Source organism: Pantoea sp. OVA07A (assembly GCF_019969975.1).
GTDB lineage: Bacteria > Pseudomonadota > Gammaproteobacteria > Enterobacterales > Enterobacteriaceae > Pantoea > Pantoea agglomerans.
Window position 1 is genome coordinate 1,131,372 of the sequence record NZ_JAHXYM010000001.1, and the last position, 20,821, is coordinate 1,152,192.

The following is a 20,821-nucleotide window of genomic DNA, read 5'->3' on the forward strand; positions in this document are numbered from 1 at the left end:
GACCTTCTTTCATCAACAGGCAAAATTGCAGCCAATTTACAAAAGGTAATAATTCTCATTATGATAATGAGATTGCCTATCAAAACTTTTATTCACCTGCCTGAACCTTTGCCAAGAAAGGAATTTTGATGAAACTGTCATTGTCGCTGAAAGGTTATGTTCCCCTATGCACCCTGGCGCTGACCGCGCCTGCTCTGAGTTATGCTGCCGATATGGTGGTAACCGCGCAACCGCAGGAAGATTCGACCTCGCCGACCCAGGGCTATCTGGCGACGACCAGCCAGGGCGCAACCAAAAGCGACCGTCCGCTCATCACCACGCCGCAATCGATTTCCGTGGTCACCCGTCAGCAGATGCAGGATCAGGGCGCGCTGACCCTGAACCAGGCGCTGGGCTATAGTTCCGGCGTCTTCACCAACTTCGGCGGTGCCGCGACCCGTTACGACACTATTGCACTGCGTGGCTTCCATGGTGGCGATGTCGATAACACCTTCCTCGACGGCATGCGGCTGATGAGCGACGGCGGCAGTTTCAACGGCCTGCAGGTGGATAACGCCTTCCTTGAACGCATCGACGTGATCAAAGGCCCCTCTTCTGCGCTCTATGGTCAGACGGTGCCGGGCGGACTGGTGAACATGGTCACCAAGCGTCCTCAGTTCAGCGAAGAGGGTCACATCCAGTTGCAGGCGGGCAGCAACGCCACCACCGGCACGATGTTTGACTACACCAATGCCATCAACGATCAGTGGGCGTTTCGCCTGACCGGCGTGACCCGCAACAGCGATACCCAGTACTATCACACCCGCGAAGAGAAATATGCGCTGATGCCACAGCTGATGTGGCAGCCGGATGAAGATACGCATCTGATTCTGAAAGCCTATCTGCAGAAGGATCCGTCGGGCGGCTATCACGGTTCGGTACCGGGTGACGGCAGCCTCTCCGAGCACAATGGCTACAAGCTGAGCAACGGCTTTTATGAGGGCAACAGCGATCTCGATCAGTTCAAGCGTCGCGAGCAGATCTACAGCTTCGATTTCGCCCATCGCTTCAACGACGTCTGGTCATTCTCCTCGACCGGCAGCTACAGCCACTCGAATGTCGATCTCGATCAGGTCTATCAGATTGGCTGGGACAGCGTGAATCCCGATCTGCTGAACCGCTATTACTCTGGCGAGCGCTCGTCGCTCTCGGCCTGGTCCACCGATAACCGCTTACAGGCGGAGTTCGACACCGGCGAGCTGGAGCACCGCGTCACCCTGGGTGCTGAGTATCATCGCTACAAAAATGAGATCACTGCCGCTGGCGGCTCGGCCAACCAGCTTAATGCACGGACTGGTGAACAGGTTGGCGACATGCCTGATTACACCTGGGCCGATAAAACCCGTCGCTACTACCAGACTGGTCTTTACCTGCAGGATGAGATGAAGCTGGATCGCTGGCATCTGGATCTATCCGGCCGTTATGACCGCATCGTCGCCAATAACAGCGGCAGCGACCGCCGTCAGGATGATCACATCAGCGGCCGCGCAGCACTGCTCTATGCCTTCGACAACGGTATCTCGCCTTACGTCAGCTGGAGCCAGGCGATTACCCCGACCGCGCTCACCGATCCCAACAACAACCTGCTGAAGCCGACTACCGCCGAGCAGTATGAAGCCGGGGTGAAATATCAGCCGGTCGGCACCCGCGATCTCTATAGCGTGGCGGTCTATGACCTGACGCAGAAAGATGTGGCGAACCGCGACGTGCTGACGGCGACTTATACGCCATCGGGCAAAGTGCATTCACAGGGCATCGAGCTGGAAGCGCATAATCAGTTAACCCCGCGTCTGAGCACCGTGGCGAGCTATACGCTGAATCATCTGCGCTTTAAAGAATCGGTAGATGGCAACGATGGACATACGCCATATGTCACCCCCAACAGCATGGCTGCACTCTGGGGTCACTATCAGTTTGATTACGGTCTGAGTGCGGGTGCGGGCGTGCGTTACATCGGCAAACAGTGGGCGGACAATGAAAACACCACGCGCGTGCCGTCTGTTACGCTGTTTGATGCGTCAGTGCGGGCCGATCTCGGCGTCTGGAACAGCAGCCTGAAAGGTGCCTGGGTGCAGGTCAATGCCAATAACCTGACCGATCGTACCTATGTAGCGGGCTGTTACGGCACGGGCTATTGCTACTGGGGCGCAGAGCGCAGTGTAATGGCGACAGTCGGTTACGACTTCTGATTGCAAAATAAGAGATAAAAAAGGGGACGAATCGCTTCGTCCCCTTTTTCGTTTAAACCTTTACGGTCAACTGCGTACTTTGCGGTAGATAAACAGCACCACGATGGCACCGATAACAGCGACCACAAAACTTCCGAAGTTAAACCCATCGACGCGGCCGAAGCCAAACAGCGTACTGATCCAGCCACCCACTACTGCACCGATAATACCCAGAACGATAGTCAGAATGAAACCGCCACCATCTTTACCCGGCATAATCCACTTCGCCAGAATACCTGCGATTAAGCCAAAGACGACCCAGGAAATAATACCCATCTGTTGCTCCTTCCTTTTTTGATTAAATCGTGAACGCCTGATTAATCAAGCGGTTTACCGCGATAAGTATAACCAGCTTTTCAAAAAATGCCTGCCTGCTCACAGTTATTATTGATGAATAGCATGCTAAAGCTTTTTTTAGCCGCGCCGATAACCGAGACGAGGCAAAAAAACCGCATCAATAAAGTAACCCCCCTTGTGGAGCAGGACGTGAAAGAAGCCGACCAGGAACAATATCTAAAACGTGGCACGCTGGCGGTTCTTGGCGTTATGAAAGATCTGCTGCGATTGCAGACGCCATTACTGGTGCGCTTTCCGCGTGGGCAGTTTATCAGCCGGATGCTGGCTGCCGATGAAGATCGCCTGCTGTTTGACCTCGGCAGTAATAATCTGGATAACGATTATGCCCTGACCAGCGACGATCTCAGTATCACTGCGGAAACCTACGGCGCTAAGGTGGAATTCAGCCTCGCCTCGCTGGAAATCGTGGAGTTTGAAGGGTTACCCGCTTTCAGCGCGCCGCTGCCAGACCTGCTGTGGCAGATCCAGCGACGTGAGTTTTTCCGGGTCTGCGCTCCGCTGGAGCCGCAGTTCTGGTGTCATACCGTGTGGCCCGATGGCAGGAAAACGCGCCTGCGTCTGCAGGATCTGTCGCTGGGCGGTATCGGCGTGCTGGTCGATGAAGCGCTGCCGGACGGGTTGCAGGACGGTGACAGTTTCAACCCGTTCCGGGTCGAGCTGGGCGAGTATGGCCATTTTGACGTGCCGGTAAAGCTGCTGAGCATTGGCGAGCGCAGCGTGGTGACCGGCAAAAATGAAACCCGCATCACACCGCGACTGAGCTTTCGTTTTGCCACGCTGAACCCGGCGCAGGAGCGGCAGCTTCAGCAGATTATTTTTGCCCTTGAGCGCCTGGCTCGCGATAAATCGACCCGATTCCAGTAACCACTTTACGGATGCGCCGCACAGGTGGGCCGCATCCAGGCTATGCTTCTTGCTTGTTTTCTTTTAAACCGGAACCCAGCAAGGAGACCCTCCCCAATGGAAAACTGGCTCTCTTCACGTCGTTTTCACTCCCTCTTTTTTAATCAGGAACTCTGGCTAAACAGCGCCATCGTAGTGGTGTCCACGCTGGTGATTTACTGGATATTACGTACCCTGATTCGCTTTATCTCCAACCGGATTGCCTTTTACAGCGAACATCGGCATGTTCGCGCCACTGCGATTCTGGTGGAGATATTGCGCAGTACCAGCCAGACCCTGCTGCTGATCTTTTCGCTGCTGATTGCCCTGAAGTTTGTCGATCTGCCCGCGTCGTGGAGTGTCACCATCGCGCACGGCTGGTTCCTGGCGCTGATTGTACAGCTCGCTCTGTGGCTCGACTGTGGCATCCGGCTATGGCTGAAAAGCCTGCTGCGTGACCCGCTGCACGTGCGCAACCCGGTCACTACGGTGATCCTCGGTATTCTGCTGCGGGTAGTGGTCTGGATTATGATGTTCCTGGCCATTCTGTCGAACATGGGCATCAACATTACCGCACTGGTCGCCAGTCTCGGGGTCGGGGGCATCGCGATTGCGCTGGCGATTCAGACGGTACTGAGCGATGTGTTTGCTTCACTGGCGATAGGCTTTGATAAGCCGTTTGAGCATGGCGATTTTATTGTCTTTGGTGACATTGCCGGTTCCATCGAGCATATCGGCCTGAAAACCACCCGACTGCGCAGCCTGAGTGGCGAGCAGATTGTCTGCTCAAATACCATTCTGTTGCAGCAGACGATCCACAACTACAAGCGCATGCAGCAGCGCCGCATCGTCTTTAAGTTTGGTATCAGCTACGCCACGCCGTCAGAGCAGGTCCGGGAGATCAGCCCGCTGGTGAAAGAGATTATCCAGGGCGTTGAGACCACCCGTTTTGACCGTGCCCACTTCCTGGCCTTTGAGGATTCAAAACTGACCTTCGAAGTGGTCTATTTTGTGCTGGATGCGGATTACAACAAGTACATGGATATTCAGCAGGAGATTAACCTGCAGCTGATGGCAGCACTGGAAGAGCGAAATATCCGCTTCGCCTTCCCGATTCGTCAGGTGGAGTTCAGCGGCGGCAATCTGCCACCGGTGGATCTGGTTGCGGTGCAGAATGACGATGACGAGGTGCGCAGAATGGCGCGCTAAGTCAGAGCCCGCCTTCCTTTTCAGGCGTGGCGGGCATACAGGCCGGTGCGGGCGGAATCGTGACCGCATCGGCTGCTTCACCCCTTGCATTCAGCCGTTCCACCTTACCGCTTACTGATGCCGGTAGCAGCTCACGCCGAGATACTCACTGAACGCTTCCTGCAGCACACCGGCCGTGGCAGAGTGATTCATCGCCACATGATGCTCAAAGCCGTTACGGCAGATCCACGCCAGCAGTGTCTCCAGCTGCGGCACCTGGATCACCGCACGGCAACCTACCGTGTCCAGCGGATCGGTGACCGACATTCCCTCTCCCACATAGGCTTTGATTTCGCCGCTGAAGTCGTCGGTAGAGAGGCGGAAATAGGTCAGATCGCCCTGCTTCATCCGGCCATGTACTGCGCCACAGGTGTTCTCTTTGCCCACGGTGGTGCCGATGATATCCGCCGTGCCCATGGTCGGTGACTCCAGGCTGGCGCTGGCGAAATTACCGCAGTGAAATAGCACACATTTGTCCCGCTCGTCGCCAAAGTTGTTGTTCCAGTCTGCCAGCGAGGCGGGGTTCAGCGAGCAACTGGCGAGCGCATACATCGACAGCGCCCCCATCACATCCACTTCGCAGGCGCTGGGCATCAGCTGGCCCGACATCACGCTCATGATTGAGCAGACGTTAATGCCCAGGTTCTCCTGCAACGACGTCCAGCACTGGATGGCGGTAGTATCGATATCGTTGTCGCTGATCCACTCGCTGATCACCACAAACAGTTTGGCCATGGTCACCAGTTTTTCACCCGGAATCCCCCGCGCATCGGCGTTGGCCTCCAGGATTTCACGCTTCTCTGCCACGCGGATATCGTCATCGCGCAGCCGGTTGGTGCGGGTAAAGATCTCCGATAAATCCAGGGTCTCCACCGCGATGCCCATCTTCTCCAGCAGCTTTTCGCTGTAGCGCACGGTGTTGAATCCGGCGGGCCGGGCACCAATTGCCCCGACGCGTACCCGGCGCATGGCATTCACCACCCGACAGAGTTGGCTGAACCGCTGCAGATCCTGCATAAACACGTCGCCGCTCAGTGCGCAGACGTGCTGACGGGTCAGCGTAAACGGGATGCCATATTGCCGCAGGTTGTTGCAGAGTGAAATTTTGCCGCAGAAGCTGTCGCGGCGGGTCGCCAGCCCCATTTTATCCAGATTGTCCTCTTCGGCCTGCACCAGTACCGGCACGTTCAGCCCGGCGAGACGCAGCGCTTCTGCGATGGCTTTTTCATCACCAAAGTTTGGCAGCAGCACCACAATGCCGTGAATCGCTTCGCGGTGCTGACGAAACAGCGCGGCGCAGGTTTTCGCCTCCTGACGCGTCTCGACGCCGCCCAGATTGGTCTGGGTCTCATCCAGCATCACCGTATTAATGTTCATCTTTTCAAACAGCGCGACCGCCTGCTGGCGCGCCTCGCCCACCAGATAGCTGGGAAAAAAACCCCGGTTGCCAATAATGACGCCGAAGGTTAACTGCTGAGGAAGTGTTGACATGGCTCTGCTCCGGATAAGGATTAATGTGGCTGATAACGACAGCGTGCAACGGCGTCAATCCAGCCTTTATAGTTTTCCTGCATACGCTGCGCGTGCTCTTCACGCGGCATGATGACGCTGCCGCCCTGCAGCGCCTGCATATCACTGCCCTGCTGCCACCATCCCAGCACTTTGCCTGCCAGCAGTGCCGCGCCCAGCGCGGAGACCTCGGCGGTAGGCACCCGCTGCAACGGCCGCTGTAACACATCCGCCTGTAACTGCATCAGCCAGCTATTTTCGGTGGCGCTGCCATCCACACAGAGCGCCGGAAGCTGCTGGCCGCTGGCCTGCTCCATGGCAAAAAAGACGTCGGCGATTTGCCAGACGATCGACTCCAGCGCCACCCGCGCCAGCACGGCGGGTGTGGCGGCATCCGTCAATCCGCACACCATGCCGCGCGCCTGCAGATCCCACCAGGGCGCGCCCAGGCCAGAGAGCGCCGGGACAAAATAGATGCCCTGATTATCGTCGCAGCGCTGCGCCATCGCGGTGAGCTCGCGCGGCTCCTGCACGCCGAGCATTCTGCCCAGCCAGGCGGCACCGGAACCGGTGTGGGTAATGTTGCCTTCAAAGGCATAACGCAGCGTGCCGTCGTGCCAGGCTACGGTGGTGCTGAGGCCATTTTCCGTCAGCAGCGGCGTCGCCATGGACATCATCAGTGAAGATCCGGTGCCGTAGGTGGCTTTCACCACTTCAGACTCGCCGCGCCGCTGCGCCTGTAAGGCGGCATGAGAGTCGCCGATGCGCGCCAGAATCGGCGTGCCTGGCGCTAAGCCGGGAATATCACTCACCGCGACCACGCCCTGTTCACTGGCTGAGGCGGTGATGCGCGGCAGCGCGGCGCGCGGCAGCTGAAACAGCGTCAGCAGCTCGTCGTCCCAGTCATTAAGATGCAGGCTGTAGAGTTGAGTACGGGAGGCGTTAGCATGATCGGTAATAAATACCTCGCCGGCGCTGAGCTGCCAGCTGAGCCAGCTGTCGACCGTGCCGATACAGAGCTCACCCGCCGCCGCCCGCGCCGCGCCGTCAGGAATGGCGGCCAGCATCCCGGTCAGCTTGGCGGCCGGAAACATCGGGTCAACGGCCAGGCCGGTCAAACCGGTGATGCGAGGTGCTTTGCCCGCCTGACGCAGGTCGCGACAGAGTGACTCGGATCGTCGATCCTGCCAGCTCACCAGCGGCGTCAGCGGCTTGCCGTCACGCCGCTGCCAGATCAGCACCGACTCGCGCTGATTACTGATCGCCACAGCCGCGACAGGTGCGCCACCACAGTCTGCCAGGCAGTGGGTAATGGCCTCTTTTACCGCCTGCCAGATCGCCACAGGGTCCTGCTCAGCCAGTCCCGGTAGCGGATGTTGCAGGGTTAAGCTCTGGCTGCCGCGTGCCACCACGCGGCCATCGCGATCAACCGCAATCGCTTTAGCATTGGTAGTGCCTTCATCGATTGCCAGAATCAGGGGTCCCACCATATTTATGCTCCTGCGCAGATGCGCGCTGCACTGTTCACCACGCTACTGGCATCAATGCCATGATGGGCGCGGGTAGAGGCGCGATCGCCGGCAATCGCATATTCCCCATCTGCAATGCCGAGCCGCAACAGCGGGATGCCGCAGCCGCCTTCCGCCAGCACTTCGGCCACCAGGCTGCCGACACCGCCATTAACGTTATGCTCTTCTACGGTAATCACCGCTGGGTAGTGATTTAACAGGTTGCGCAGCTGTTGGGTATCACAAGGTCGAATCGATGGAACCGCGATCACACCGGCTGAAATGCCCTGCTCAGCCAGTTGCTCAGCAGCGTGAACCACCTCGTGAACCGTTGAGCCCATCGCCACCAGTGCGATGTCGCTGCCTTCACGCAACAGGTCGATCGCGCCCGGCCTGAACTGATAGCTTTCCGCGTGCAGCTGCGGCAGATCTTTGCCATCCAGACGGATATAGACCGGCCCGACATGCTCAAGGGCGTAATCGATGATCTGACGGCACTCCAGCGGACAGGAAGGCGCATAGATCTCGATGTTGCCGAAACCGCGCATCACCGCGATGTCATCAATGCTGTGATGCGTGCTGGCTAACGGGCCATAGCTGGTCCCGGCATTCAGCCCGAACAGTTTGACGTTGGTGTTGTTGTAGCAGACGTCGACTTTTACCTGCTCATTGGCGCGTGACACCAAAAATGGCGCGGCGTTACAGGTCACTGCGACTTTGCCGCCCAGCGCCAGACCGGCCGCCGTGCCCACCAGCGTCTGCTCAGCGATGCCGACGTTAATCAGCCGGTCGGGAAAGGCCTTGATAAAGGGGGCGATTTTGGCCGTCGACGTGGAGTCCGCTACCACCGGCACCAGATCCACACCGCGATTCACCGCGTCGATAAAGGCCGTGACCATGACGCTTGCTAAATGTTGTGCATTACTCATCTTTCAGTTCCTCCAGTGCCAGTGCGATCTCTTCGCCTTTCGGCACCCGGTGATGCCATTCCGCCTTGCTCTGGATAAATGAGACGCCAAATCCCTTCTCGGTATGCGCCACAATCACCTGCGGTTTGCCGTTCTTCGGCAGGTTTTCAATGGTGTCGACCACCGCCGCCATATCATTGCCGTTGCATTCGGTGACCTCCAGCCCGAAGGCGCGCCATTTTTCCGGCAGCGGATCGGTGTTCATGATGTCGCGGGTCGCGCCCGCCAGTTGCAGCTTGTTTTTGTCATTGATGATGATCAGGTTGTCGAGGCCGTAATGCGCCGCCACCAGCGCCGCCTCCCAGTTGCTGCCTTCAGCCAGTTCACCATCGCCGGTCACCACAAAGATGCGGCGCGGGCTGTTATCTTTTTTCGCCGCGATAGCGATGCCCACCGCCACCGGCAGGCCGTGACCCAGCGCGCCGGTGTTCAGCTCAACGCCCGGCGTTTTCTGCCGTACCGGATGGCCGGGCAGATGCGAGTCGGCATGCTGATAGGTTGCCAGCCAGTCGGTCGGGAAGTAGCCCGCTTCCGCCAGCACGCAGTAATAGCCCCCCACCGCATGCCCTTTGGACTGGATATAGATGTCACGCTGATCGTCGTCTGTACGATCCGGTGCGCAGTTCAGAATGCGGAAGTAGAGCGCGGTGAGGATCTCTACCTGTGACAGGTCAGCGCCGGTATGACCGCCTGCCGGGCTGCCCGCGTTAAGCTGGATGATGCGGCGGCGGATTGCCCGCGCCCGGCGCTCAAGGTCATCGACCGGAAGATTGAAAGGATTCATACACTACCTCTGAATTTTAAATCGGTTATGAATATATATTCACGTCGGTTAAAAAATTTTGTGCCTGAAAAAAAGGAGCTAATAAACTGAACCGCCCTTTGTTCGCTATTCTGCCCGTTAAACCGGGCAGGCCGTCCGCTGTCAGGAATCACTCAGCGGCACCCGATGTCCGGTTCAACGCACTTCCCCGTCAGGGTTTTGCCGGTGTCCCCTCCTCGATTAACGCTTTCTGAGCCACCACGGCCGCCTTCTGCTGCATCCGGCTCTGGGTCTGGTCGATGATCACCGCAATGATAATCACGATGCCTTTGATCACCATCTGCCAGAATTCACTGACACCCATCATGATCAGGCCATCCGCCAGAAAGCCAATAACGAACGCACCAATCAGCGTGCCGAGGATGGTGCCGCGTCCGCCCGCCAGCGACGTGCCACCCAGCACCACGGCGGCAATGGCATTCATCTCAAACGCGGTGCCGTTAGCCGGATGGCTGGCGACCAGTTGCGATGAGACCACGATGCCAGCAATCGCCGCGCAGAATCCTGACAGGGTGTAGACCAGAATTTTTACCTGCCGGGTTTTCACACCCGACAGTTCAGCGGCACGTTCATTGTCTCCGATGGCATAGACCTGACGGCCAAACGGCAGGCGACGGGCGATGTAGGCGATCACCAGCGCCAGCACCACCATCATCCAGATGGCGTAAGGCAGCCCGAGAAAGGTTCCGGCACCAATCCGATCGAAACCGGTGTTGCCCAGCAGCGGATTCCCCTGCAGACCAGGAAAGGTCTCGCCGCCGGAGGTAAGCATCGCCGCGCCGCGCAGGATGTACATGGTGCCGAGGGTGCAGATAAAGGGGGCCACGTTGTAGCGGGTAATGATCCAGCCGTTGCCCGCGCCAATCAGCGCGCCGATCAGCAGCACCACCGGCACTATCACCCAGACGCTGGGGAAGATGGCGATGCCAAACATCGGCAGCACAATGCCTTTGGTAATCAGCCAGCCGGCGATCATGCCGCACAGTCCCAGCGTCGCCCCAATCGACAGGTCAATTCCCGCGGTGATAATGACAAAGGTGATGCCCAGCGCCAGAAAGGCGTTGATGGCGATATGTTTAACCATGATCACCAGGCTGCCGGTGGCGAGAAAGTCCGGCACGGTGATGGCGAAGAAGCCGACGATCAGAATCAGCGCAATAAAAGTGCGCAGCTTCAGAAGCAGCAGCAGAATGCTTTCACGTGAACTGAACGCCTTAGCCGGAAGTGTGGTCAGCGCGACGCTGTCATTGCTTTTCATGCTCAGAACCCCTGCGCACTTGCTTTCACCAGCGCTGCTTCTTCCGCCTGGTCGCGGGGAAGATCAGCCGTAAGTTTGCCGCCCGACATCACCAGGATGCGATCGGCTACCGCCATAATTTCTTTCAGGTCCGAAGTGGAGAACAGCACCGCAATGCCCTGCTGCGACAGCGCCACCATCATGCGAAACACCTCTGCTTTTGCACCGACATCAATGCCGCGACTCGGCTCATCCAGCAGCAGCAGGCGCGGATTGGTCAGCAGCGCGCGGCCAATCACCACTTTCTGCTGATTGCCACCACTCAGTGCGCTAATGGCCACGTCCGGCGAGGAGATTTTGATCGCCAGGTTGCCCACCGTCTGGCTTACCGCCTGCTGCTCCGCCTGGTGGGCAATGGCAAAGCGATGTGACAGACGCCGCCACAGGCTGGCGATGGTGAGATTACTGGCGACCGATGACACCGGGAAAATCCCGGCGCGTTTGCGATCTTCCGGCACCAGACTCATGCCCATGCGAATACGGTCGGCGGTGGGCAGACGGGTCGGCAGCGGTTTGCTGTCGAGCCACAGCTTGCCCAGATAGTGACGCTGACTGCCAAGCAGACACTCAAACAGCTCGGTGCGGCCTGCGCCCATCAGCCCGTAAATCCCGACAATTTCCCCGGCCCGCACCTGAAAACTGACGTCATCCACCAGGGTATTGCCATTGGGGCTGACGCAGGTAATGTGCTGCGCCTCCAGCACCGGCGCGCCAAACTCACGCGCTTCCGGCAGGAAAGTGGTGACCGGTTCACTGCCCAGCATCTCACGCACGATCCACGGCACATCGATGCTGCTGACCGGCGCTTCGGCCTGAAAGCGCCCGTCGCGCAGAATGGTGATCACGTCGCCAATTGCCATCAGCTCTTCCAGCCGGTGGGAGATGTAAATCACGGTAACGCCCTGCTGCGTCAGGTCGCGGATCACCCGGAACAGGATCTCCACTTCGGTTTTGCTCAGCGCCGAGGTCGGCTCGTCGAGGATCAGGATGTCCGCATCTTCCGCCAGCGCTTTGGCAATCTCGACCAGCTGCTGCTGACCCACTTTGAGATTACCGACCCGCTCATGGGGTGAAATCGGCTGATCGAGGCGCGCCATCAGCGCGGCGGTGCGGCGTGCCTGCTCCGCCTCGTTGATCGGGGCCAGGCCGCGCTGGATCTCCCGGCCCAGAAACAGGTTTTCAGCCACCGTCAGGTTCTCAAACAGATTCAGCTCCTGGTGCACCATGCCGATGCCGTGCCGGGCGGCGTCGCGGGTGCTGCTCAGCGTCAGCGGCTCGCCATTCAGGAACAGCGAACCGGCCGTGGGTTGCTGTACCCCGGCCAGAATTTTCATCAGGGTCGATTTTCCCGCCCCATTCTCACCGATGATGACGTTAACTTTGCCGCGCCAGACCCGATAATCGACGCGATCCAGCGCCAGCGTACCGGGAAACAGCATCGATATCTGTTCGGCCCGCAGAATGATCTCATCGTCCATCAGGGCGTCCCCCGCTTCAGCTCAACCGCTACCACATCTTCAACGCTGTTCTGCCCGATAGTTACAGCCAGCAGCGCCTGCACCGGCTGGTTGACCCAGCTGGCATCCAGCGGTGGCAGTTGCTTCACCGCGTGACGGTTCAGCGCCCGCGTCAGCTGGGCGTACTGCACCTGATTGGTAAACTCTTCGAAACGGAAACCGGCGGCATCCCGGATAGCGTTACTGCGCAGCACCGGCCCGACACTGACCGCCACCGGCTTGCCGTTAATCATCAGCGTCAGCGTGCGTTCACGCGGGTTACTCTCATCAAAGGCGCTGGCTGTCCCCCCGGCTCGCACGAAGACGCTTTCGCGCCCGCCGGGTTTGACCGTCTGACTTTTCGCCTCCATGTCGGCCCAGCTCAGCGCATGGCTGTTCGCGGTGGTCATCACGCGCGGCTGCCAGGTCTCTTCCGCAATCTGCTGCGGTGTCTGGGTGGTATAGCTGGGTTTCGCGTGCGGATCCTTCGGCAGGATCGGCTTACCGTCCGCATCCAGATCCACCACGGTGCAGGCGCTGAGTAGCGCCATACCGGTCAATACCGCCAGCATCCGTTTCATGGTTATTTCGCCAGGTTGAAGTTTTTCAGCTTAGCGGCGTTGCTGTCGTCAATCAGCACGCAGTCCATCAGCTGCTTCTCCTGTTTCTGCGCTTTGCCGTTCTTCAGGTAGTAATCCGCCTGCGTGACCGCCATCTGCGCCTGATCCCAGCCCGGCTGCAGCACCGTCGCTTTAATATTGCCTTTGTTGAGGATCGAATCCCGGGTGTAGTCGCTGCCATCAAAGCCCACCACGATCACCGATGTTTTCCCGGCGGCTTTCAGCGCGGCTTCGGCACCCAGCGCCATGGTGTCGTTACCGGAGATGACGCCCACGATGTTGGGGTGTTTCTGCAGCAGGGTTTCCATGCGGCTGAAGGCTTCGGTCTGGCTCCAGTTGGCGCTCTGCTGAGCCACCATTTTCATGTCGCTGTAGTCATCCAGCACATCGTGATAGCCCTGCGACCGCACGCCCGCGTTGGTGTCAGACTCTTTGCCCAGCAGTTCAACATAGTCCCCTTTGCCGCCCAGCAATTTCGCAAATTTCTCCGCGCCCAGCTGCGCCCCCTGATAGTTGTTAGAGACGATCTGCGCTACCGCGATGCCGGTTTTGTTGATCTCCCGGTCAATCAGGAAGGTCGGGATCCCGGCATCTTTGGCTTTCTGGACCGGCCCGACGGTGGCGTCGGCACCAGCGTTATCAAGAATGATCGCTTTGGCTTTGCGCGCAATCGCGGTCTCAATCAGCTGGTTTTGCTTGTTTACGTCATCATCGTGCGACGCCACCAGCGTGGCGTAACCCAGCTCTTTGGCTTTCGCTAAGGCCCCTTCCGCCTCGGCTTTAAAGAACGGGTTGTCATGGGATGGGGTGATAATCGCCAGCAGGCCTTGCTCTGCCGCCAGCGCGGTCGCTGAAAAGGCGAGCATCGATGCGAGCAGGGTCAGTTTGATCAGAGGACGAGTCATTATTTTTCTCCGCTTGAATATATATTCACACGCGATTTTATATGCATAATGACTATGCGCCCGCGCTGACGTGCCGTCCAATGCGCGATCGTCAAAAAGCGAAAACGATCACAAATTAGCCTGCGTTGTGATTTTGATCATCCTGGTTAACAATACCGGGCAGAATCAGAGAGGGAAAAACCGATGGCAAAACAGGATGAACAGCGACTGATGGTAAAGATTGCCACCCTTTACTATGTCGAAGGGTTGAAGCAGTCAGAGATTGCACAGTCGCTGACCTTATCGCAGTCGTTTGTCTCACGCATTCTTAATCGCAGCGTGAAAGAAGGTGTGGTCAAGATCAGCGTGGTGCCACCAGCCAACGTCTACCCTGAGCTGGAAAAGGCCATTGAGCAGACCTATAACCTGCCGCAGGCGATTGTGGTGGATGTGCCGGACCAGGCGTCGTCGCTGCAGATTAAGCAGGCGATTGGATCAGCGGCCGCTCACTATCTGGAGACCCGACTGCGAAACGATGAGCTGATTGGTATTTCGTCATGGAGCGGCACGATCCGGGCGATGGTTGATGCGCTGCATCCGCTCAACAGCGCCTGCAAAGGGGTGATCCAGCTGCTGGGTGGCGTCGGGGCTAACGGCAATGTGCAAGCCACGATTCTGACGCAAAATCTGGCGGCGCTGCTGAACTGCCCCGCCTGGCTGCTGCCGTCGCAGTCGATTGAGCATTCGGTCAGCGATCGCCAGCGGCTCTCTGCCAACGCAGAGGTCGCCGAGGTGCTGAGTAAATTTGAGCAGGTCGACCTGGCGATTGTCGGCATTGGCGATCTGGAGCCGTCGGCGCTGTTACGTAATTCGGGCAACTACTACGATGGCAGGATGCTACAGACGCTGGCGGCGCGCGGTGCGGTAGGCGATATCTGTCTGCACTATTTCGACGCCTGCGGACAGCCGGTGCTGAAAGCAGAAGAAGATCCGGTGATTGGTATGGAGCTGGCGCAGGTGAAACAGTGTCCACAGGTGGTCGGGCTGGCAGGCGGAAGAGAGAAAGCGCAGGCGATTCGCGGTGCGCTGCTGGGCGGCTACATCAAGGTGCTGATCATCGACTATCCCACGGCGCGGCTACTGCTCACGCCGCAGGATTCATCACAACCGGTCAGATAGTGCGGTAAGCCGTGGTGACTTTCCACAGATAGCGCGGGGCCTGCGCCGCCGGATGCTTGTTCTGCACATGCTGATAGAACTCATCCGGTGACATCGCATTGATCATCGCAATGGCCCGATCGCGATCGCTGGAGAAAGTCCGCAGTAACGCCCCTGCGCCGTTGGCATAAGAGACGATGGTGGCATAGCGCAGGGTCAGCGGATCGCGGATGCCCGACAGCGCGGAGTTCTGCAGAATGCGGATATAGGCGGTGCCGATATCAATATTTTTGGCCGGATCGCGCAACTCGGCATTCGACGGCTGACCACGACGGCCCAGCGTGCGATAAACTTCGCGCCCGGCGGTCGAAGCTTTAATCTGCATCAGCCCCACCGCATTTGAACGGCTCACCACGCCCGGATTTCCACCCGACTCGACACTGATAATGGCGCTGATCAACTTCTCATCAACGCCATAATGACTGGCGGCATCTTCGGTAAACATCGCCCAGGTGCCATTGACGCTGGACGGCGGTGCCTGAGTTAATGGCGTGTTGCGCTGCTTAACGGCATGGTGCGGTGGCTCGCTGGCACAGCCGGTCAGGAGTAACGCTGAGAGTATAAGGTGTCGGATTTTCAGCAATTTTTCATCTCGTAGCTGTTGTGGCGAATGCTATCATACCCAGGCAGCCTGAGAGCAAAATTACCGTTTATCCTAAATGCATGAAAATGCGGCGCGTACCGTGACTTCAGCGGCGCTTTTCGCCATCATCGCCGTCAGTCAGGCGCTAACAGCAGGAAAGTATGATGATTTCACGTTCAGTTCGTCTTATCTCCCCCTCCGGTTACTGTCACAATCAGCCTGCGGCGCTGCAGGGCATTGCACGACTGCGTGCGGCCGGACATCAGGTAGAGAACGAGCAGGTGATCACCCGCCGTTTTCAGCGCTTCGCCGGTACGGACGCGGAGCGCCTGGCGGATATCAACCAGCTTGCCAGTCTCAGCACGCTGCCCGATGTGGTGCTGGCGGTGCGTGGCGGTTATGGTGCCAGCCGGTTACTGGAGTCCATCGACTACATCGGCCTGCAACGCCGTCTGCTGAATCAGCCGCTCGCGCTGTGCGGCCACAGCGACTTCACCGCGATTCAGCTGGCACTGCTGGCGCAGGTCGGCCTGATTACCTTCAGCGCACCGATGCTGGCCGGTAACTTCGGCGCCGCGACCTTATCTGAATTTACCCTTCACCACTTCTGGCAGGCACTGACTTCACCTACAGTAGAGGAGACATGGCAAAGCGAAACGCCTGATGAGGGCGAGTGGCAGGGTACGCTGTGGGGCGGGAATCTGGCGATGATCTGCTCACTAATTGGCACGCCGTGGATGCCGCAGTTTGAGAACGGCATTCTGGTGATTGAGGATGTGAATGAGCATCCGTTCCGCATTGAACGCATGCTGATTCAGCTGCAGCAGAGCGGTATTATGGCGCGACAGCGGGCGATCGTTACCGGCAGCTTCACCAGTACAGCCCTGACGGAATATGACAACGGGTTTGACTTCAGCACCGTCTGGCAGCGACTGCGTGACACCACCGGCCTGCCGCTGATTTGTGGATTAGATTTTGGTCATGCCGCTGACACCGTAACACTGCCTTTGGGTGCCAGCGCACGATTAGCGGTCAGCCAGGGCCACGCCCGTTTGCAGGCGACCGGGCATCCCGTCCTGCGGGAATAGCGTTTGTTTCAGGAGATCGACATTGAAGCCGTTGTATGACGATTTGTGGATCTCAACCCCGGAATTTCCGGTGGAAGATGCCGTTAATGACCTGATGATGCATGGCTTTATGCTGCGTCACCCGCGCGGCAATCTGTTGATTGGCCGCGTAGAAAATCCGCTCGATCATGAAGTCATGGCCGATACCGGCGGCGTGATCCGCCACTACCTCACCCACTGGCATGAATCCGCGCCCGGTGCGGCACTGATCCAGCAGCGCTTCAGCAGCGCACTTTACTGCCATAGCCGATCGCTGGGCCCCATCAGCCGTTTTGCTGAGCCTGATGACACCTTTTCGCAGCAGGAGACGCACTTCGGGGATTTCCATCTGCTGCCAACGCCAGGACACACACCGGGCAGTTGCAGCTATCTCTACACCTCGCCGCTGGGGCTGACCTATCTGTTTGTTGGCGATACCGTGACGCGTTCGCATGACCGCTGGATCACGGTGCTGGTGCCGGACAGTAATCCGGCTGAGCTGAGCCAGACGCTGGAATTTTACCGCTCCCTGCGTCCCGACGTGGTGCTGATGAGTACCACGCGCGGGCATCTCTCCTGGAAAAAAGTTACGCTGCAGAGCTGGCTGGCCGCGATTGATGAAGCAGAACAGCATCCGCTGGATTTGCGTCAGCAACCATTATTCTGATTACAGGGCTTTCGTCAGATAGTGGCGCTGATGATGCCGCGGATAGTTATCCAGGCTAAAGCGCAGCGTATAGCCGAGCTTTTCATAAAACGGTCGCGCCTGAAAACTGGCGGTATCCACCTGGGCAAAGCGGCAGCCGCGATCCCGCGCCTCCTGCTCTGCCGCCTGCATCAGCTTACTGCCCGCCCCCTGCCCGCGTAGCGCCTCACTCACCCACAGCATATCGATCCGCAGCCAGTTTCCGGCGGTTGATCCGGTCAGTCCGGCCAGCTTTCTGCCCTGGTCATCACGAATAAACACGCCGATCGATCTGATCTCATCAATATTAATATATTTGCTGTTGAACGCAGTCAGACCCAGCCTGACTTCATCCAGATCCTGCGTCGTGACCTTGTCGGTAATCTCGGGTTGCATAGTGGCTCCGTGGGTTAAGTGTCGGAGTGCTGACGATCGTCGTAGCGCTCCAGGCTCAACGCATCAACATCGCGTTTTTCGCTGCGGCTGCAGGGCAGCAGTTTATCGCTGTCGCGGTAGACAAAAAAGGTCGCCTGGCTGCGCTGGTTCACAATCAGCTGATCGCCATTGCGAAAGCGGGTAATCGCCACCTTATCACCCGCCTCTAAACGGGTACGCTGCTGACCGGCAGCAATCTGGAAATGCCCCGGCGGCCACATTAACGTGGTTAACCCATATTCGGCACGCGAAACGGTCATGGTTGTCCGGCCGGGACAGTTAAGCTGAAATTCCGTCTCGCTCCAGGCGGGTGCGATGTGACAGGCCAGCAGGCCCAGGGCAATTAATGCTGCCTTCATGCTGTTTCTCCGCTGATTTTATTGAGATTTTTTAGCTTAACACATCACAGGACGGAGAAGGGACGCGGGGCAACCCGCAGCAAGACCATTGAAAGATAGAATCGGCGTGCGAAGAAATCTGAAAGTTGAGAAAAAATAAAGTAATCCGGCCAGCGTAACAGGCTGCCACACTGACCGGATATGATTATTCGGCTGCTACCTCGGCGGCCACTAACATCAGTGCCAGCCCGGCATTCTCGCTATCATAAGCCTGCATTGCTGCACGTATATCCGCTGAACAAGCGATCACCTGTTGCTTCTTATCGGCTTCTAACTGGTCAATCGCATGGCGAATAATCATTAGACTTGCTTCTTCTTCGTTCATCATTTATCCCTGAATTTGCCTAAGTGGTGCGCAAAGGAGCCAAGAATAACGTTTATTGATAAGCAAAGTCACCCTTTTACATTCCTGTTGCTTAACGATTAAACAAATCACAAACAGGAAGCGCAGCGTAAACTGCTATGATTAAGTAATCAGTGACGCAGCAGGATAGACTCTGCGCCACGAAACTCCCAGGGATTGAAGCAGGTAGAAAATCATGATGCGTCTCAGCATTTTTATCCTCATCGCGATGGTGACTGGATGTTCATCTGGCCCGAAAGGGGTGGAATGTCCGGGTGAGGTCTCGACAATTTATGGTCAGTCGATGGGGCATACCCAGGGCGTGATTTTTGATCTGGTTAATAGCTTCACCGTGACCCGGGATAAGGTCAGCGTTAAGAGTGGCCCGCTGCAGTCGCTGGATCGCTTTAAATATGTTCCCTCCGCCGTCACGCCTGAGGGCTATTACGCGCAGCGCCTGTCAGATAAGCAGTTCCGCCTGATCAACCCTTACCAGGACACCCAAATCATCTGGACCTGTCCATAAGGGATGAATCCTGCTGCCAGATGGTTTATTGTCAGGAAACGTCAAGCAGCAGGTCTCCCCGATGGAAAAGCGTCTGGATAACAACGGTTATATCGACTTCCCCTTCCCCGCCACCCGCAATGCGGATGGCTCCGTGAATCCCTGTGGCTTTGATCTGACGCTGGAAACCGGTCGCCTTGAGGAGATCGCGGTGCTGAACCATTCAGTGAATCTGCGGCGGCTGGTCGAGGAGATCAATCTGCAGGAGGGGCTGTTTATGACCCTGGCCTGCGACTGGCAGCAGCAGGCAGATGCGGTCTGTGGCTTTATCGATGTGGCTTTTCGTCCCGACCTGCCGCAACACGGCTTTGAGGAGGCGCTGCAGCTGGAAGCGAACTTTTATCGCTACCTGACCGGGCAGGAGCAGCAACACCAGATGCCCGCCGAGACGCTGGTCAATTATGCCCGCTCGGTACTCGACTGGAGCTGGTCGCCGCTGCGCCAGCGTCAGCGCGATTATGAAAAGATCACTATTCAGTTCTATTGCCCGCAGGCGGATGACGCCGAATGGTGTTTTGATCATCTGCGTCACTTCCTGGTGAGCGTCTATCCGGCCTGCGTCGCCGCCCGTTCACTCTGATCCTCATTGCACCCGGAGTCGCTATGCGTTCTGCTGCGCTGTCTGCTGTCACGCTGTTCTGCTCACTGTTTTTTGCCGCTGCTGTCCAGGCCGATCGTTGCCAGCAAATTCGCGCCGGTCTGGATATCGGTTCCGGCACCACCAAAATTGCGGTAGCCCGTGTCAATGTCTGCCAGCTGCACATCGAAAAGATGCTGTATCAGGATCAGCGCGCCGTGGCCTGGAACGAGGCCTTAGCGCATTCAACAGATAATCAGCTCAGCCCGGCGATGACTCATGAAGGTGCCGCCGCCCTGCAGCAGCTTTTAACGCAGGCACGGCGCTTTCATCCACAGCGCATCAGCGGCGTTGCCACCGCGGTGTTCCGCAACGCCAGCAACGGACAGGCGGTCATCGCTCAGTTGCAGCGCCAGACCGGTGCGCAAATCAGCATCATCTCGCAGCAGCAGGAAGCGAAACTCGGTTTCCTCTCCGCTAAAGCCGCGCTTAACGATCCGGCGATCCGTGATGAGCAGCTGCTGGTCTGGGATATTGGTGGGGGATCGATGCAGATGACTGCCTGGCGACAGCAGGCGAGTCAGCCGGTTGCAGATATCTATCAGGGCAAACTGGCCTCGGTGACGCTGAAAAACTTTATTCTGACGGTGCTTAAGAACAGCCCGGAGGCCAAATCCCCTAATCCGATTGGCTCCTGGCGGCAGTCGGTGCTGCGCTTTGTGCAATTTTATGCCGCTAATGAGGTCAGTCCGCAGATTAAACAGGATCTGGCGAGCCGTCGGGTCATTGGCATCGGCGGCGTCCATGGTTTTTCAATCCGCAATCAGTTACCGGGCAAACCCCATCGTTACAGCCTGACGACATTAAGTCAGCTGTCGCAGCAGCAGGTCTGGAAAGGCGACAGTGAACTCGCGGGCGACTACCGGGCCACTGATGTCAGCAATCTCTTACTGGTTGAAGGTTATATGCAGGCGCTGAAAATTAATGAGGTTACGATTGTTGAGGCCAGTCTGATTCAGGGCGTGCTGCTGCAGTAGCGCAGCGTTTCCGCA

Annotated in this window: 22 protein-coding genes; 9 read left to right on the plus strand and 13 right to left on the minus strand. The window is 57.7% G+C overall.

Translation table 11 applies throughout. The features are described 5' to 3' along the window. Positions 1-128: 128 nt before the first annotated feature. Positions 129-2,228, plus strand: coding sequence for a TonB-dependent siderophore receptor (locus tag LC417_RS05375; RefSeq protein WP_223565585.1), 2,100 nt, complete (start codon positions 129-131; stop codon positions 2,226-2,228). A gap of 66 nt (positions 2,229-2,294) precedes the next feature. Here LC417_RS05375 and LC417_RS05380 read toward each other — a convergent pair whose 3' ends face one another. After that, on the minus strand, positions 2,295-2,543 hold the full coding sequence (locus LC417_RS05380) for a GlsB/YeaQ/YmgE family stress response membrane protein (RefSeq protein ID WP_010246168.1): 249 nt from the start codon (positions 2,541-2,543) through the stop codon (positions 2,295-2,297). 210 nt (positions 2,544-2,753) lie between these two features. Here LC417_RS05380 and LC417_RS05385 point away from each other — a divergent pair, with 210 nt between their 5' ends. Together LC417_RS05385 and LC417_RS05390 are read left to right on the plus strand one after the other, a co-directional pair. Beyond that, complete coding sequence (locus LC417_RS05385) at positions 2,754-3,488, plus strand: flagellar brake protein (protein WP_010669884.1); 735 nt, start codon at positions 2,754-2,756, stop codon at positions 3,486-3,488. A gap of 96 nt (positions 3,489-3,584) precedes the next feature. After that, a complete protein-coding gene (locus LC417_RS05390) occupies positions 3,585-4,715 on the plus strand; it encodes a mechanosensitive ion channel family protein (protein WP_010246173.1) in 1,131 nt (376 codons plus the stop codon). A 111-nt stretch (positions 4,716-4,826) separates the two neighbouring features. Here the strand turns inward: LC417_RS05390 and LC417_RS05395 are convergent, their stop codons facing one another. The 8 genes from LC417_RS05395 to LC417_RS05430 form a co-directional block, all read right to left on the minus strand. Next, positions 4,827-6,245, minus strand: a complete 1,419-nt coding sequence (locus LC417_RS05395; protein ID WP_167422802.1) for an L-fucose/L-arabinose isomerase family protein — start codon at positions 6,243-6,245, stop codon at positions 4,827-4,829. A 20-nt stretch (positions 6,246-6,265) separates the two neighbouring features. Further along, the gene (locus LC417_RS05400; protein ID WP_223565586.1) at positions 6,266-7,753 is read right to left on the minus strand and encodes an FGGY family carbohydrate kinase; all 1,488 of its coding nucleotides are present in this window, start codon (positions 7,751-7,753) and stop codon (positions 6,266-6,268) included. A 2-nt stretch (positions 7,754-7,755) separates the two neighbouring features. Next, positions 7,756-8,700 carry a transketolase family protein gene (locus LC417_RS05405; RefSeq protein ID WP_010246183.1) on the minus strand — a complete coding sequence of 315 codons (945 nt, stop codon included), beginning with the start codon at positions 8,698-8,700 and terminating at the stop codon, positions 7,756-7,758. Then, positions 8,693-9,523 carry a transketolase gene (locus LC417_RS05410; protein WP_010246187.1) on the minus strand — a complete coding sequence of 277 codons (831 nt, stop codon included), beginning with the start codon at positions 9,521-9,523 and terminating at the stop codon, positions 8,693-8,695. Before LC417_RS05410 ends, LC417_RS05405 begins: the two co-directional genes overlap by 8 nt. Before the next feature lie 190 nt (positions 9,524-9,713). Beyond that, positions 9,714-10,820 carry an ABC transporter permease gene (locus LC417_RS05415; protein ID WP_010246189.1) on the minus strand — a complete coding sequence of 369 codons (1,107 nt, stop codon included), beginning with the start codon at positions 10,818-10,820 and terminating at the stop codon, positions 9,714-9,716. A gap of 2 nt (positions 10,821-10,822) precedes the next feature. Next, a complete protein-coding gene (locus LC417_RS05420; RefSeq protein WP_022625834.1) occupies positions 10,823-12,337 on the minus strand; it encodes a sugar ABC transporter ATP-binding protein in 1,515 nt (504 codons plus the stop codon). Next, positions 12,337-12,936, minus strand: coding sequence for a DUF2291 family protein (locus tag LC417_RS05425; protein ID WP_033771476.1), 600 nt, complete (start codon positions 12,934-12,936; stop codon positions 12,337-12,339). Before LC417_RS05425 ends, LC417_RS05420 begins: the two co-directional genes overlap by 1 nt. A gap of 2 nt (positions 12,937-12,938) precedes the next feature. After that, entirely contained in the window at positions 12,939-13,880 is a 942-nt protein-coding gene (locus tag LC417_RS05430; protein WP_010246199.1) for a D-ribose ABC transporter substrate-binding protein, read from the minus strand. A 183-nt stretch (positions 13,881-14,063) separates the two neighbouring features. On the opposite strand from LC417_RS05430, the gene LC417_RS05435 reads away from it, so the two are divergent. Next, positions 14,064-15,038 (plus strand): sugar-binding transcriptional regulator, encoded by a 975-nt coding sequence (locus LC417_RS05435; RefSeq protein ID WP_010246202.1) that lies wholly within the window; start codon positions 14,064-14,066, stop codon positions 15,036-15,038. Here LC417_RS05435 and emtA read toward each other — a convergent pair. Next, positions 15,031-15,660 (minus strand): membrane-bound lytic murein transglycosylase EmtA, encoded by a 630-nt coding sequence (gene emtA / locus LC417_RS05440; RefSeq protein WP_010246204.1) that lies wholly within the window; start codon positions 15,658-15,660, stop codon positions 15,031-15,033. The two genes, LC417_RS05435 and emtA, sit on opposite strands and share 8 nt — an antisense overlap. A gap of 164 nt (positions 15,661-15,824) precedes the next feature. Here emtA and ldcA point away from each other — a divergent pair, with 164 nt between their 5' ends. Together ldcA and LC417_RS05450 are read left to right on the plus strand one after the other, a co-directional pair. Further along, the gene (gene ldcA, locus LC417_RS05445) at positions 15,825-16,748 is read left to right on the plus strand and encodes a muramoyltetrapeptide carboxypeptidase (RefSeq protein WP_223565727.1); all 924 of its coding nucleotides are present in this window, start codon (positions 15,825-15,827) and stop codon (positions 16,746-16,748) included. Between the two features lie 22 nt (positions 16,749-16,770). Next, a complete protein-coding gene (locus LC417_RS05450) occupies positions 16,771-17,433 on the plus strand; it encodes an MBL fold metallo-hydrolase (RefSeq protein ID WP_010246210.1) in 663 nt (220 codons plus the stop codon). On the opposite strand, the gene LC417_RS05455 is transcribed toward LC417_RS05450, so the two are convergent. From LC417_RS05455 to LC417_RS05465, 3 genes are all read right to left on the minus strand, one after another. Further along, complete coding sequence (locus LC417_RS05455) at positions 17,434-17,847, minus strand: N-acetyltransferase (RefSeq protein WP_010669877.1); 414 nt, start codon at positions 17,845-17,847, stop codon at positions 17,434-17,436. 14 nt (positions 17,848-17,861) lie between these two features. Then, complete coding sequence (locus LC417_RS05460) at positions 17,862-18,245, minus strand: hypothetical protein (protein ID WP_010246217.1); 384 nt, start codon at positions 18,243-18,245, stop codon at positions 17,862-17,864. A 184-nt stretch (positions 18,246-18,429) separates the two neighbouring features. After that, entirely contained in the window at positions 18,430-18,609 is a 180-nt protein-coding gene (locus LC417_RS05465) for a hypothetical protein (protein WP_010246220.1), read from the minus strand. Between the two features lie 214 nt (positions 18,610-18,823). On the opposite strand from LC417_RS05465, the gene LC417_RS05470 reads away from it, so the two are divergent. The 3 genes from LC417_RS05470 to LC417_RS05480 all read left to right on the plus strand — a co-directional run bounded on the left by LC417_RS05470 (position 18,824) and on the right by LC417_RS05480 (position 20,806). Next, positions 18,824-19,153 carry a hypothetical protein gene (locus tag LC417_RS05470; RefSeq protein WP_163798278.1) on the plus strand — a complete coding sequence of 110 codons (330 nt, stop codon included), beginning with the start codon at positions 18,824-18,826 and terminating at the stop codon, positions 19,151-19,153. 61 nt (positions 19,154-19,214) lie between these two features. Then, positions 19,215-19,772 (plus strand): hypothetical protein, encoded by a 558-nt coding sequence (locus LC417_RS05475; protein ID WP_022625839.1) that lies wholly within the window; start codon positions 19,215-19,217, stop codon positions 19,770-19,772. A gap of 23 nt (positions 19,773-19,795) precedes the next feature. Next, positions 19,796-20,806 carry a Ppx/GppA phosphatase family protein gene (locus tag LC417_RS05480; protein ID WP_223565587.1) on the plus strand — a complete coding sequence of 337 codons (1,011 nt, stop codon included), beginning with the start codon at positions 19,796-19,798 and terminating at the stop codon, positions 20,804-20,806. Positions 20,807-20,821: the final 15 nt, after the last annotated feature.

What these genes read in the sequence shown, in the direction of transcription:
- LC417_RS05400 (WP_223565586.1), bottom strand. Translation starts at nt 7,753, where the DNA reads ATGGTGGGACCCCTGATTCTGGCAATCGATGAAGGCACTACCAATGCT.
- LC417_RS05475 (WP_022625839.1), top strand. Translation starts at nt 19,215, where the DNA reads ATGGAAAAGCGTCTGGATAACAACGGTTATATCGACTTCCCCTTCCCC.
- LC417_RS05420 (WP_022625834.1), bottom strand. Translation starts at nt 12,337, where the DNA reads ATGGACGATGAGATCATTCTGCGGGCCGAACAGATATCGATGCTGTTT.
- LC417_RS05375 (WP_223565585.1), top strand. Translation starts at nt 129, where the DNA reads ATGAAACTGTCATTGTCGCTGAAAGGTTATGTTCCCCTATGCACCCTG.
- LC417_RS05425 (WP_033771476.1), bottom strand. Translation starts at nt 12,936, where the DNA reads ATGAAACGGATGCTGGCGGTATTGACCGGTATGGCGCTACTCAGCGCC.
- LC417_RS05470 (WP_163798278.1), top strand. Translation starts at nt 18,824, where the DNA reads ATGATGCGTCTCAGCATTTTTATCCTCATCGCGATGGTGACTGGATGT.
- ldcA (WP_223565727.1), top strand. Translation starts at nt 15,825, where the DNA reads ATGATTTCACGTTCAGTTCGTCTTATCTCCCCCTCCGGTTACTGTCAC.
- LC417_RS05395 (WP_167422802.1), bottom strand. Translation starts at nt 6,245, where the DNA reads ATGTCAACACTTCCTCAGCAGTTAACCTTCGGCGTCATTATTGGCAAC.
- LC417_RS05455 (WP_010669877.1), bottom strand. Translation starts at nt 17,847, where the DNA reads ATGCAACCCGAGATTACCGACAAGGTCACGACGCAGGATCTGGATGAA.
- LC417_RS05430 (WP_010246199.1), bottom strand. Translation starts at nt 13,880, where the DNA reads ATGACTCGTCCTCTGATCAAACTGACCCTGCTCGCATCGATGCTCGCC.
- LC417_RS05435 (WP_010246202.1), top strand. Translation starts at nt 14,064, where the DNA reads ATGGCAAAACAGGATGAACAGCGACTGATGGTAAAGATTGCCACCCTT.
- LC417_RS05415 (WP_010246189.1), bottom strand. Translation starts at nt 10,820, where the DNA reads ATGAAAAGCAATGACAGCGTCGCGCTGACCACACTTCCGGCTAAGGCG.
- LC417_RS05380 (WP_010246168.1), bottom strand. Translation starts at nt 2,543, where the DNA reads ATGGGTATTATTTCCTGGGTCGTCTTTGGCTTAATCGCAGGTATTCTG.
- LC417_RS05410 (WP_010246187.1), bottom strand. Translation starts at nt 9,523, where the DNA reads ATGAATCCTTTCAATCTTCCGGTCGATGACCTTGAGCGCCGGGCGCGG.
- LC417_RS05480 (WP_223565587.1), top strand. Translation starts at nt 19,796, where the DNA reads ATGCGTTCTGCTGCGCTGTCTGCTGTCACGCTGTTCTGCTCACTGTTT.
- LC417_RS05405 (WP_010246183.1), bottom strand. Translation starts at nt 8,700, where the DNA reads ATGAGTAATGCACAACATTTAGCAAGCGTCATGGTCACGGCCTTTATC.
- LC417_RS05460 (WP_010246217.1), bottom strand. Translation starts at nt 18,245, where the DNA reads ATGAAGGCAGCATTAATTGCCCTGGGCCTGCTGGCCTGTCACATCGCA.
- LC417_RS05465 (WP_010246220.1), bottom strand. Translation starts at nt 18,609, where the DNA reads ATGAACGAAGAAGAAGCAAGTCTAATGATTATTCGCCATGCGATTGAC.
- LC417_RS05390 (WP_010246173.1), top strand. Translation starts at nt 3,585, where the DNA reads ATGGAAAACTGGCTCTCTTCACGTCGTTTTCACTCCCTCTTTTTTAAT.